Source organism: Enterococcus salsurae, assembly GCF_054784955.1.
Window position 1 is genome coordinate 321,695 of record NZ_BAAHWY010000002.1, and the last position, 13,180, is coordinate 334,874.

Genomic DNA, 13,180 nt, shown 5'->3' on the forward strand with positions numbered 1-13,180 from the left:
CATATGAGCGCAATCGAATTCAAACAAGTAGAAAAATCATTTAAAGATGGAGATACTCAGATCGAAGCATTAAAAGAAACCAATTTTTCCGTTGAAAAAGGTGAATTTATTGCTATTATCGGGCCATCCGGATCAGGTAAAAGCACCTTTTTGACCATTGCTGGCGGGTTGCAAGCACCATCCAAAGGACAAGTCTTGATCAATAATGAATCCTTTAGTGACCAGAAAGAAAAACAGCGCGCCCAAACCCGTTTTAAAGAAATTGGCTTTATTTTGCAAGCTTCAAACCTTGTGCCTTTCCTTACAGTCAAAAAACAATTACAATTAGTCGATAAAGTCAGCAAAAATACGCAAACCCAGAGTAGTGATGCGTTATTCGCACAATTAGGGATCGCTGATTTGGTCAATAAATATCCCGAAGAATTATCTGGTGGTGAGCGTCAACGCGTAGCCATCGCACGGGCACTCTACCATGATCCTACGATCATTTTGGCCGATGAACCCACAGCGAGCTTAGATTCTAAAAAAGCCATTGAAGTTGTTGAGATCCTTGCGAAAGAAACCAAAGAAAAAGAAAAAGCCACCATCATGGTTACCCACGATACACGCCTGATCGATTATTGTGATCGCGTGCTCGTCATGGAGGATGGTGTGCTGACAGAACAGACGCATCAAAAAAAATCTGTTGATTCAACGAATCAATCAAAGGAGTTCGAATGAAAAAGATTATTGTTGTCGGTGCGGGTGTCGCCAGTTTATCTGCCGCCGTCCGTTTGCAAAAATTAGGCTATCAAGTCACCGTATATGAAAAAGAAAGCCGTCCGGGCGGCAAAATGAATCAAATCCAAGCCCAAGGGTTTACTTTTGATGTTGGTCCCACGATCGTCATGATGCCAGAGATTTATCGAGAAGTGTTTACATTTGCTGGAGTCGATCCAGATGATTACATCCCTATGGAAAAAGTCGATCCGATGCTGGACTTGCATTTTTCAGACCAGGAATCACTTTCTTTTTCTAATGATTTGGTTGAACTCACCAAATCACTTGAAGCAATCTCAGAAGAAGATGCCCAAGGGTATTTCGCCTTCTTAGCCGATATTTATAAACGCTATGTGATTGCCAAAGAGATGTTCATCACCAAATCATTTCGCACATGGCGGGATTTTTACAACCCGAAGTCTTTGTGGGCAGGGTTGAAACTAAAGACCTTTAGTGATGCCTATTCCTCAATCTCAAAATTTGTCAAAGATGATCGTTTGCGCAAGTCATTGGCGTTCCAAACCTTATATATCGGCGTATCCCCTTATCAAGGGCCATCATTGTATACGATTATTCCCATGATCGAACTGATGTATGGCGTCTACTTTATCAAAGGCGGTATGTACACACTGGCGGACAGCCTGGCGCGGTTATCCGAAGAACTTGGTGGTACGATCCATTATGACAGTCCAATAGAAGAAATCGTGATTGAAAACAAGCAAACCAAAGGTATTCGACTTGCCGGCAAGATGATTGATGCCGATGCTGTTGTATGTGGGGCTGATTTTCCTTATGCCATGTCTAGCCTGCTTCCTGATGAGAAAAAACGCGGAAAATATACGGATAAAAAAATTGCCGCGATGGATTATTCCTGTTCTTGCTTCTTGCTCTATCTTGGATTGGACAAAACCTATGACCAAACCGCTTTGCATAATATTTATTTTGCCGATGATTTCAAGAAAAATGTCGATGATCTTTTCGATGCTGGGCAATTGCCGCAAGATCCTTCCTTCTATTTATACCGGCCAAGTTTAATGGATCCTTCTTTGGCACCTAAAGGTCAAGAAGGATTATATGTCTTGGTGCCTGTACCTGAATTGTCAAAATTCAATGATTGGTCGGATACAGTCATTCAAGCCTATCGTCGACAAGTGCTTGATTTGATCAAAGAGAAGACGCCTTATCATGATATCGAAGACCATATCGTATTTGAAGACATCTATACACCAGAAACGTTCAAAGGTCGCTTCAATGCCTTTAACGGTGCTACCTTTGGTCTAAAGCCAACTTTGGCTCAAAGCAATTATTATCGCCCGCATAACAAATTCGACTATGCAGAGGGACTCTATTTTTGCGGCAGCAGCACCCACCCTGGCGCAGGGGTGCCGATCGTGATGCAAAGTGCCAAACTAGCTGTAGAGGAGCTGTTGAAAGATGACCGCTAACATGCCCATCGATTTTGATGACTACCAGCAAGACTTTGCCTATTGCGAAGCGATCATCAAGAAACATTCGAAAAATTTTCATACTGCCTTTTCGCAACTGCCAAAAAACAAAGCCCGCAGCGTATATGCAGTTTACGCCTTTTGCCGTCGTGCCGATGATGCCGTGGATGAGTATCATGATCCGCAATTGTTGGCGAACATGTCGCAACAGCTGCAACGGTTAAAAGATGCTGCCTCCGATCAGGACCGTTTAACGTTGTATCTTGACGACGCTGATCCTGATCATGCGATTTGGCGCGCTTTAGCTGTCACTTTCATCACCTTTGATTTGGCATATCAGCCTTTCTTTGATTTATTGACCGGCCAAGAACAGGATCTGTCCTTTCAACAACCCGTATCAGAAGCAGATCTGTCTGACTACAGTTATTATGTAGCGGGCAGTGTCGGATTGATGCTGCTGCCTATTTTATCTAGTCATGCCAATGCGATTCAAATACCTGCCAAGCAATTAGGAGAAGCGATGCAACGCACGAATATTTTACGAGATATCGGTGAAGATCTCCGTATGGGTAGGGTTTACCTGCCCAAAGAAACATTGGCCAAATTTAATCTAAGAGAAAATGATTTGTCTCTGGGAAATCAACTTGCTTCTTTTATCGATCTATGGGAATATGAACCGACGATTGCTGAATCACTATACGATGCTTCCTTTGACATGATGCCTTTGATCGATCAAGATTGTCGAGAATCATTGCTGGCTGCGGCCCTGATCTACAAAGAGATTCTCCAAGTGATACGCAAGCAGCACTATCAAGTCATTGACAAAAAGCAAGTTGTGCCTAAGCAACGCAAATTACAATTATTGTTTTCAGCAAAAAAAATGCTGCGACAAGCTGATCTGGAGGTCAATTGATGTACGAACAAATTTTACAAGTCGCGGAATCATTTTTTATGCAGCAAGGGTATCACGGTACTTCTACCAGACAAATCGCTGATGCACTAGGCATCAAACAACCCAATATCTATTATCATTTCAAAGGCAAGGAAGCCATCTATTTTGAAGTGATGGTAACTTTATCAGAAGAAGTCTCGGTCAATCTTTGGCGAATCTCAAAAGATCCGAACCTCACACTCGCAGAGAAAATCTATGACATGTTTGCTTTTTTGAAAAGACGTCATCCTGTCAACTTTTATATGATGATGAATGATATTCAGCATTCCGTATCTAAAGAAACCTCATTTAAACTGTATCATTTATGGAAAGAAAATTATCAAAAACCGATCGTCACCTTATTTGAATCTAGCGAAACCAAGATTCGCGGCGGCGTTAGTCCAGAATTTGCCACGAGTCAATTGTTTATTTTGTTGGCTGCGCATTTGGATGTCAATCAAGCCCATGATCAAATGGCGCCGGCGATCGATTTGTTTCTATATGGATTGATCAACGATCAGCCAGAGGCTTCACGCTAACTGAAAACAACTAGACACCTGTATCTATTTGATGTAAAATCTGACGGTATATGTAATGAGAGGAAGTCCTTTTATGTCTAAAAATCGCATCGAAGCTTTTACTGATGCAGTCATCGCAATCATGATGACGTTGCTGGTGCTCGAACTTCACCAACCTGAAGGGGATACTTTTGCTGCTTTTCTTGGCGTCTAACATCAATTCATTATCTATTTGATCAGTTTCATTATGCTAGCTATTTATTGGAACAATCATCACCATTTGTTTCAAATCGTGGATAAAATCAATGGGTGGACTTTATGGAGCAATCATCTGCTGATCTTAGCACTGACCTTGTTTCCCTTTGTCACCTCGTGGTTCAGCGAGTATCCGACGGCACTTGCACCGCAGATGCTATATGGCTGCGTTATACTATTGACCGACTTCAGTTATTTTCTGTTGGGGCGTACTTTAGTCAAAGCCAATCCAGAAAATCAGGGCCTTTTGCAGCTGTTTCAAGGATATCGTAAACTTTATTTCACTTTGTTCATCAATTGTTTGGCCTTGCTTTTCGGCTGGCTGATCCACCCATTATCTGTGATCATCATGGATAGCCTTGTTTTGATTTTATGGGTGGTCCCTGAGAAAAAAGCAGAAACATTGATTAAATAAATATGCAGCAAAGCACTGTTTGAACCTCTCTTCATCTCTAAAAAAATAGGTTGGTGTGCATCCACACCAACCTATTTTTCAACTAACATCTATCGCTTGCTTTTTACTGCCTAATGTTTCATCTGTTACCACTTTTTCTTTTAAACCCAATTGATTAAAGTAATTTTTTAAAACATCTGTAGAAACATCAAAAAATAATGAAAACTGATTATTTTTTCTTTTATAAAATGTAACAAAGGATTGACCTTCTCCTACGGTCTCAATTTCAATTTTGATATATTGATGATAGTCGCCATTCAATATCCCGAATCTTACCAAATGCTCCTTTGCCAATCCATCTTTTAGAAAACCAATTGCGCAAATCAATATGGCAAAAGCAATCAATTTTATTTGATCTGCCAATAGTTCTGGCCAGAAAACGATCAAGATCATCATCGCTAATGTTAATGCAAGAAATTGTTTGATCCTGCTTCTCTTTGTTGCCAATATGATTCGCTGCTGTTCTCGAATTTGCAAAAAAATCAGCAAAACGAGAAAGACTGCCACAATGATTGCTTCTGCCATTTTTATCTGCCTCCTATATCACCATTCCGCGATAGTACCATCATAATTTTTCCATTGTGGATTTGTCCATATTAATCCTTCTTGAGAAATTTCTTTCACCCGCTCCTCGTCCATTTCAAGTCCTAGACCTGGTTTTTGCGGCAAATCGACATACCCATCTTTGTATTGGAAAATTTCCTTGTTTTTAACAAAATCTAAAAGATCGAACCCTTTATTATAGTGAATACCCAAACTTTGTTCTTGAATAAAGACGTTTGGTGTACAAGAGTCGACTTGAAGTGTAGCTGCTAAAGCAATTGGTCCGTATGGTGCATGCGGTGCTACAGCAATGTCATAAGCTTCAGCCATCGCAGCTATTTTGCGGGTTTCAAGAATGCCACCACATAAAGCGACATCTGGTTGAATGATGTCAATTGCCCCTGCTTGAAATATCGACTTGAATTGCCATCTCGTATAAAGTCTTTCACCTGTTGCCAAAGGAACTGCCACTGCTTGTGCGACTTCTTTGAAATGTTCTTCATTTTCTGGCAATACAACTTCCTCGAGAAACATTGGATGATACGGCTCTAAAGCATTCGCCAGAACTTTTGCCATGGGTTTATGCACTCTGCCATGAAAGTCAACTCCGATATCCAGACTATAGCCGAATTTATCCCGTATGGATGCTACTCTCTCAACTACTTCTTCAACTTTTTCATAGGAATCTATATAATGAAGTTCTTCAGTTGCGTTCATTTTCACTGCAGTAAAGCCACGGTCAAAACGGTCTTGCGCTTGTGCAACTACTTCATTCGGTCGATCACCGCCGATCCATGAGTAAACTTTGATTCGGTCCCGCGCTGCGCCGCCTAATAGTTCATATACAGGAACTTGCAGCGCTTTTCCTTTAATGTCCCACAAAGCCATCTCCAGACCGGAAACAATCGTCCCATGAATGGGTCCACCTCTGAAAAATGAACGATGCATGATTTGAAATAAACGTTCAATTTCGAAAGGGTTCTGTCCCAACAAAAAACGATTTCCTATTTCATAAGCACCTGCTACCACCGTTTCAGTTTTTGTACCGGAGATCATCTCTCCCCATCCCTCAATGCCTTCGTCCGTCGAAACTTTGACAAAAATCCAGCGAGGTTTCACTTTATAAACTATTATTTTAGATATTTTCAATTCCTGTGTCCCCTTTCGGTATTCAATTAAGCAACTGCTTAATTTTGTTCAATTACAGATTCACGGTTGATCTTTTTAATACCTTCAAAGAAATACCATACTCCACCAAAAGCAAGTAACAAAATAGGAATACCAATCATAGGATTATAGGTGAACGCTAAGAAGACTAAATAACTTTGAATCATTGATGTAGCCGCGAATGAAGAAATCAACATTGAGCTAGAGCCTAGATCTATACCGACTTGTTTGGCAATCTCGGTTAGGATTGGTGACGTTGCAGAACCACACCATAGCAATGAAGCAGTAACTACTAAACCAATCACAATATTTTTTAGTAAGTTTCCTCTTGTAAGTGCTACAACCATGGCGACCCGAAATGGTACCACTGCTAAATCTGCAAATGGCAATACGCGATTACCTGGTAACACTAGTGCTGTAGCAATCGTTAAAGGAATAATAATCAACGCTGTTGTAATCACGTCTGGATTTCCCACCACGACAGCAGCATCTAAACCAATAAATAAGCGTCGACCTTTGAACTTTTTTTGTGACCATTTTTGTGCTGCATCAGAAATTGGCATTAATCCTTCCATAAAGAGAGAAGTCATTTTAGGAATTAAGACCAATACTGCTGACATACTGACCCCTAACTGCAGTACTGCTTTGATGTCATAACCTGCCAAAAATCCGATAGCAATTCCGATCACACCACCCATAATCATTGAATCTCCAAAAAATCCAAGATATTTTTGGGCGTCTTTGATAGTGAATTTTGAATTTCTAAAAAGAGGAATCCGATCTAACAGCCAATTCATTGGCCATGCAATTACTAAGGAAGAAAGCGCAGAAACTGTTGGCAAGGATACACCAGGAATTCCAAAAAAATCTTCAACCAATGGTTGTGACCAGTCTGACATTTTAAATGTAACAATAGCCATTACAACAGACGCTCCAACACCTAAAGCAACATTCTTAGTCACAAAATAGACCATTACACCTACTATCGCCATATGATGATAATTCCAAATATCAACATCTAAAGTTTGCGTCCGTTTAAGAATCAACATAATAACATTTACGATCAAGATAGCAAAGATCAAGATAGCAATAATTGGCGAAGCCCATGTAACAGCAGCAATTGATCCCCAACCTACATCTAACGCATCTAATTGCACGCCTGTACGATCTACCATTGCTTTAGATGCGGGTCCAACATTTGTTGTCATAAAATCTAGAATCAGTTTAATTCCTGCAAAACCAATACCTAAAGTCAACCCCGATTTGAATGCACGAGATATCTTAAGCCCAAATATCATACCTATGATCGTAATGATAACTGGCAGCATCACAGTAGGACCTGCCTCGATAAAGAAGTTAAACACATTCATTACAATATTCATTGTATTCGCTCCTTACGCCTTTTTTTAATTTAGATAACTCAAAATTTCTTCCATCGTTTGTTCGGCTCCAATTCCTGTTAAAATCGGCATGCCCTTAACCACTGGAACATCTCCTGTTTGACCTTCAAATTGTCCAGTAGTGACTAATAGATCATAATCTTGTACCTTACTTGGTACTTCCATCAGTTTGGTTTGTGTTGTTGAAGCATCAACCCCATGTTCACTCAAATACTCTTTTACTTTAGATGCTACTACCGTTGATGTCGCAATCCCATTTCCACATGCAATTAAAATTCGTTTCATTTTCTTTTCCTCCTATTTTTTAGGCAATCGCCTTTTTTAATAAATTGAGTAGTACGTCATCTGTTTCTGCTGCTATCATTTGTTTTCTTAGCGGTTCGTTTTGAATAATACTGACGATTTTTTGAAGCATTTCTACTTGTCCGTGTGGTTCGCCGATCGCCATCATGATCACGATCTGAGTAGGCAATAATGACGCGGTGTCTTCCATATTATGAAAATCAACTGGATTTTTTAGTGTTGCTATAGCCAATGTTGTATGATGTACAAGTTCATAGTTTGCATGAGGAATCGCCACGATCGGTTGAGTTGAAGGCAAACCTGTTGGATATTCCTTTTCTCTCATCTGAATTGCTTCAATATATGATTCCTCAACAAATCCCTTTTGATATAGTTGATTGGCCAGAAAAGACAATACTTCTTTATTTGAATTTGCGTGTATATTTCGAAAAACAAGTTCTTCATCTAATGCGACATCCATATTTTTTCCTCCTTAAACCAAAGATACAATCGTTTGTAATGAAGCAGCCAGACCGTTTGCATCTCTAGCATTTAAATCTTCTTTGTTGAAAAGATTTGATCCAAAACCTAAATAGCGCGCACCTTGTGCCAAGAAATCAGGTGCATTATTGATGGAAATACCACCAACAGCCATCAATGGGAGTTCTCCTAGGGGTGCTTGGACATCTGAGAAAAAACGAGGTGTCACAACAGCTGCCGGAAAAATTTTAACGATATCTGCTCCATGATCAAACATGTCATTGATTTCAGAAGGAGTCATTGCGGCGGGAACAGCTATCACCTCGTTTTCCTTCGCGAAATGCAACATTTCTTGAGAGAAAGTATGCGGTCCTAATAAAAATTTTGCGCCAGCTTCAACTGCTGCTTTGGCATCGGTTAATGTTCTGACGGTACCCGCACCAATCAAAATTTGTTCACCATACTTATCATTCAACCTACTGATATGCTGCAGCGCATGATCTGTATTCAATGTCATCTCAACTGCGAAATATTGTTCATAACCTTTTATTGCGCGCAAAATTGCATCCGCTTGTTCATACGTATATCCTCGCATAATAATCGTAAAGCGGGGATAATCTATTCTATTCATCATAATCCTCCTTAAGTAATCTGCCTTAATATTTGATAAATGGCTTTTGTATCAGGTGCTTTCAATATTGTGTCCATTGACTGTGGATTACTGCTAAAAGCTGCTAATTGGTTCACCGCTTTCAAGTGCTTCGTTAAATCATAAAAAGACAATGGGAAGATAAAGGAAATAGATTGGCCATTGGGAAACTCGATAGGCTTTCTTGACACTAGTAAACTGATGCCATCTTTCATGACTCCATGTTCAATTGTTGTATGAGGGATACAAGTGTTTGTACCTAAATAACCCGCATACCCCTCAGCTTCAATCTGTCTTAAACAATCCACGATGAAGGTTTGGTCAATTATTTGATGGGTCAGCAACGGTTCACAGGCTAGTGAAACGGCATCTTGCCAAGAAATCTGCTGATCAACGATCGTAATAAAACTCGGTTTTAGGTAATTTGTCAATGCAGGTAGCACTTTGGTATTTTCCAAAGGCGAATCCTGTTTTTCTCTTAATAAAAAATATTCCAATTCCTCTATCAGCGCTTTGGTATCTTTAACTTTACTGAATTTACGTATAATCTTCATCAATTCATCTACTGAACGGTCAATCTCATTCAGACCCAACTCTTTAAGAACCCGATATCTCAAACTGATTTGTTCTTTGTACGTCATGATTGGGTCTATAATAAACTGAAGCAAGTCACTTTTTAAAGCTGTTGTTGTAAACACAAGGTCATAATCAGAACTAAATCTATAAAAGTCTCGTACGGAAAAGGAAGCCAAAAAATGAAGTTCAGGGAACAACTTCTTTAAATTTTCTTGCATAAGCTTAGATACCATCACGCCATTGGCGCAAACCACAACTGCTCGCGGTTTTTGCAGCATCGTGTTCCCAGGGCTCGTTAACTGATAGCCAAAATAATACGACAACAATTCTAATTCATCAGCAGGAAATGCTTGTCCCAACCAATTTTCAATTGGAATGATCAATTCTTTCATCAAACCGTTCAAGATAGCATGATTACTATCTTGAACTAAACTATCCAAAGAATAGACGCCTAGACTTAATTGATACTTGATCCTAAAACAAGCAGGACGTAAATGCCCAAGTATTCGTCGTTGAAACACGTCCCGGTCTTCAATCTCAATCAGTGTCTGGCTCTCAAAATTCGTAATCATATCATCTATCAACTGACGCAATATTTGATCCGAGTCAAAAGTTTGCGTTGTTTTTCGTTCAAATATATTTGATGTCAAGAATAATAAAGTCAACCATGATTGCGTACTTCTATTGACTGTTGACCATTCTGTATCTTGCAATAGGACTTTCAAGAATTTAAACTCTGGCGTATTTGAGATTTCCTTTTGAATATGAACTTCATCGTTAGTCGGTTGTCGTATAGCTCTTTGTAAAGAAAATCTGATTGAAACCTGTAAGTAATCGATTGATTCATCTGAATAACTTAGATGAAGCATCTGCTCCATATTATGTATCAAATGTATGACATCTTCTTCGGAAACATCTGGTGCCAACAGTTGCTTGATTTCAAGTTTTCTGAGAAAGTCATATTGCTTTACAAGATCAGAAAGCAACTGCAAGACTCTTCTTTCTAAACCTCTCAATTGATATCCGCTTTTACGATCATAATGTATTGATAGAGCATACTTGCTCACAATCCATTCTGCTTTTTTCAAGTCCTCTTGAACAGTATTCCGACTGACCATGAGTAAATCCGTTAAGTGATCCATGCTAATATAGTCAATTCTTGTACATAAGTAACAAATCAAGCATGCTGCACGTTCATTTTCGGAGAATATCTGCTCATTATAAGAAAGTTGATCATCAGTGATGCTCGTTGTAAAAATTTTCAGTACCTCCAAAGGAATCATAAAATCTCCCGTATGGTTTCTGCTAATCTCTGGCATCTTGTTCAGAGAAAGTTCTGCATTAAACTGTTGAATCGCATAATTTATTTGCCTCTTCGTCAAGGAGAGTGCATTCGTCAACTCTGCCATTTTTGCTTCTGGTTTTTTGATCAAATAGGTGATTATATCCCGGATCCGTTCATTCATCTCTTCCCCTCCTGACATCTATAGTATACGTTCTGGAATTACGACAAGCGCTTCCATTGAAAGCGGTTTTTGTCATAGCTATCTTTTTCATTTGTCACAGTCCTTCTTTTATCCTTTAGATGTACATCTTGCGTTACGATATCTGCTCAGTTAACGAGTGGAGGTCAAATTCAGACCAATCTCATTTTATTTTGTCACATGAATAGATAATAATCAAAACGGTATTTATCACGTATCTAAATAGTCATTCATACAGGCAAGGATCTCCTTAAACTATTCATTGAGCCCTTTCCAACAGATATATCCACATACTATAGGCTTAAAAAACTTTTAGGATTAAGAGAAAATAGTATCTCCTATCCATATAAAAAGGATGCTGCTCATAACATCAGTTATGAGCAGCATCCCTATTACAGACGCAAATAACGAGTATTTAATACGCACAAGAATCTGATTTGTTTAGTTTTTTTTTAATACAACCAATATCGCCTCAACAACGCTTCTCAAAAATATAATCATCCATCACAAAACCCGCTCCTATATCTGCCACACGTTCCCCGACCTTCACAAATCCTCGATGTTCGTAAACAGCAATAGCTTGTTGATTGTCTTTATTGACATTCAGATGCAGCGTCTTTCCTGTAGCCAAAGTTTCATACCAGTCAAAGACAGCACTGGCATAGCCTTTTCCTCTTGTCGTGTGATCTAAATACAATTTGCTTAAATAGAGTTGCGCATCGGTTTCTTCGTATGCCGTATAGCCCACCGGTCGCCCTTCTTCTTCTAAAATCAAGTAAACTGCACCTGCTTGGATCTCTTTTGTGATCACTTCTAATGATTGATAGTGTGCCAGCATATAATTGACCTGTGCTGCGCCAATGATTGGTTCAAATACTTCTGGCCAAATCCGTTGGATCAAATCCATTAAAGTTTGATAGTCCTGATCAGATTGCACGATTGTTTTACTTAGCACGGATGTATCACCTCTCCTTATACTTTTTAGTCTAGTATACGCAATATAATCATTTAGTATAAGTCTATTTTTTATATCTGGCAGGTTAAACATTCGACACAGAACACAAGAATGACCAAATGGCCATGTGCCTGACTGAAACCACTTTACTTGTAGCGTCTTTTAAAAGACTTTCAATAGAACTGAATATCCAGATAAAAGAAACCACCAACTAGTAGCCTCTCTGACGATAGTTGGCAGTTTTTATTGCTATCTTCCAGCGACGATCCTAGGCCGGTTCAATATGCACATCCGTATCAAAAACTTGGAATCGTTCGGCTAGCATGCGTTCAATTTCATCCGCCACTCGATGGCTTTCTTCGACGGTCAATGTTTTCTCCATCGCGATCACCACATCCACAAAGACATTGGCGCCATACATCCGTCCACGAATCGATTTGACCGACATGACCTCCGTCAATGTCGCAATGGCTTGCTCATACTGCAGGACCAAAGCGTCATCGAATCCATCAGATAATGAAAAAACACTTTCGCGAAAAATATCGATGGCTGTTTTTAAGATCAAAATTGCCACCACGATTGCTGTCAGACTATCTAGCCAACCTAACCCAAATGAAGCAGCGAAAATAGCGATTGCCGTGCCTATACTGGTCCAGGCATCACTGCGATTGTCCTTGGCAGCTGCTAAAAGTGCCGAGCTTTTGACTGCAGCAGCCAAATTTTTATTATAAAAGTAGACACCATACATCAGGATTGCAGAGACGATCCCGACGATAGCTGCAACCATATCTGGACTTTCTGTTTCACCAGCAATGATCGTTTGAATAGATGAAATCAAGACTTGCGCACCCACGGCCAGCATAATCAAAGATGTCACAAGACTAGCAACATTTTCAGCTTTCCAATGGCCGTATTTGTGTTCTTTATCCGCTGGCTTTTGTGCGACCCGCAAGCCAATCAACACAGCGATGGACGCGATAATGTCTGTTGCATTATTCAACCCATCCGCCCAGAGTGCTTCTGAATTGGCAAAACGTCCTATCAGCAATTTAGCAGCTGATACCACTATATAAGCGGCTATGCTGATCAAGGCGCCTTTTTCAGCCTTCTTTAATTCTTCATACCTTGCTTGATTCATCTTATCCCTCCATTAGTCAACTTGAAAATAATAACTGAAAATTTCAACCGTTGCATCATTTATTTGAGAGAATTAATCATTTAGGAATGGCAAACATTCACTTCTCGTTGCACGAATTTACAGCATCGCTACTACCAAAAAAAA

The 13,180-nt window shown here is 39.7% G+C and carries 13 protein-coding genes and 1 pseudogene; 5 read left to right on the forward strand and 9 right to left on the reverse strand.

Annotated elements, in window-relative coordinates:
- Window positions 1-3 precede the first annotated feature (3 nt).
- The 5 genes and pseudogenes from ACYVRS_RS05850 (at window position 4) to ACYVRS_RS05870 (ending at window position 4,323) form a co-directional block, all read left to right on the forward strand.
- On the forward strand, window positions 4-720 hold the full coding sequence (locus tag ACYVRS_RS05850; protein WP_312499706.1) for an ABC transporter ATP-binding protein: 717 nt from the start codon (window positions 4-6) through the stop codon (window positions 718-720).
- The gene (locus ACYVRS_RS05855; protein WP_461202871.1) at window positions 717-2,204 is read left to right on the forward strand and encodes a phytoene desaturase family protein; all 1,488 of its coding nucleotides are present in this window, start codon (window positions 717-719) and stop codon (window positions 2,202-2,204) included. Before ACYVRS_RS05850 ends, ACYVRS_RS05855 begins: the two co-directional genes overlap by 4 nt.
- A complete protein-coding gene (locus tag ACYVRS_RS05860) occupies window positions 2,194-3,117 on the forward strand; it encodes a phytoene/squalene synthase family protein (RefSeq protein WP_461202873.1) in 924 nt (307 codons plus the stop codon). The genes ACYVRS_RS05855 and ACYVRS_RS05860 overlap by 11 nt, the downstream gene beginning before the upstream one ends.
- On the forward strand, window positions 3,117-3,674 hold the full coding sequence (locus tag ACYVRS_RS05865) for a TetR/AcrR family transcriptional regulator (RefSeq protein ID WP_082348577.1): 558 nt from the start codon (window positions 3,117-3,119) through the stop codon (window positions 3,672-3,674). The genes ACYVRS_RS05860 and ACYVRS_RS05865 overlap by 1 nt, the downstream gene beginning before the upstream one ends.
- Before the next feature lie 73 nt (window positions 3,675-3,747).
- Window positions 3,748-4,323 (forward strand): annotated as a pseudogene (locus tag ACYVRS_RS05870) (TMEM175 family protein).
- 78 nt (window positions 4,324-4,401) lie between these two features.
- Here the strand turns inward: ACYVRS_RS05870 and ACYVRS_RS05875 are convergent.
- The 9 genes from ACYVRS_RS05875 to ACYVRS_RS05915 all read right to left on the reverse strand — a co-directional run bounded on the left by ACYVRS_RS05875 (window position 4,402) and on the right by ACYVRS_RS05915 (window position 13,036).
- Window positions 4,402-4,887, reverse strand: coding sequence for a hypothetical protein (locus tag ACYVRS_RS05875; RefSeq protein WP_313509862.1), 486 nt, complete (start codon window positions 4,885-4,887; stop codon window positions 4,402-4,404).
- A gap of 18 nt (window positions 4,888-4,905) precedes the next feature.
- Window positions 4,906-6,054, reverse strand: coding sequence for a galactonate dehydratase (dgoD, locus tag ACYVRS_RS05880; RefSeq protein WP_461202875.1), 1,149 nt, complete (start codon window positions 6,052-6,054; stop codon window positions 4,906-4,908).
- Window positions 6,055-6,092: 38 nt separating this feature from the next.
- Window positions 6,093-7,454, reverse strand: a complete 1,362-nt coding sequence (locus ACYVRS_RS05885) for a PTS galactitol transporter subunit IIC (protein ID WP_461202877.1) — start codon at window positions 7,452-7,454, stop codon at window positions 6,093-6,095.
- Between the two features lie 24 nt (window positions 7,455-7,478).
- On the reverse strand, window positions 7,479-7,757 hold the full coding sequence (locus ACYVRS_RS05890) for a PTS sugar transporter subunit IIB (RefSeq protein ID WP_313509870.1): 279 nt from the start codon (window positions 7,755-7,757) through the stop codon (window positions 7,479-7,481).
- Between the two features lie 19 nt (window positions 7,758-7,776).
- The gene (locus ACYVRS_RS05895) at window positions 7,777-8,235 is read right to left on the reverse strand and encodes a PTS sugar transporter subunit IIA (RefSeq protein ID WP_313509873.1); all 459 of its coding nucleotides are present in this window, start codon (window positions 8,233-8,235) and stop codon (window positions 7,777-7,779) included.
- A 12-nt stretch (window positions 8,236-8,247) separates the two neighbouring features.
- Window positions 8,248-8,865, reverse strand: a complete 618-nt coding sequence (locus ACYVRS_RS05900) for a bifunctional 4-hydroxy-2-oxoglutarate aldolase/2-dehydro-3-deoxy-phosphogluconate aldolase (protein WP_313509875.1) — start codon at window positions 8,863-8,865, stop codon at window positions 8,248-8,250.
- Window positions 8,866-8,876: 11 nt separating this feature from the next.
- Entirely contained in the window at window positions 8,877-10,925 is a 2,049-nt protein-coding gene (locus ACYVRS_RS05905) for a BglG family transcription antiterminator (protein ID WP_313509877.1), read from the reverse strand.
- 490 nt (window positions 10,926-11,415) lie between these two features.
- Window positions 11,416-11,850, reverse strand: a complete 435-nt coding sequence (locus ACYVRS_RS05910) for a GNAT family N-acetyltransferase (protein WP_461197931.1) — start codon at window positions 11,848-11,850, stop codon at window positions 11,416-11,418.
- Between the two features lie 316 nt (window positions 11,851-12,166).
- Window positions 12,167-13,036, reverse strand: a complete 870-nt coding sequence (locus tag ACYVRS_RS05915) for a cation diffusion facilitator family transporter (protein WP_461197674.1) — start codon at window positions 13,034-13,036, stop codon at window positions 12,167-12,169.
- Between the last annotated feature and the right edge of the window lie 144 nt (window positions 13,037-13,180).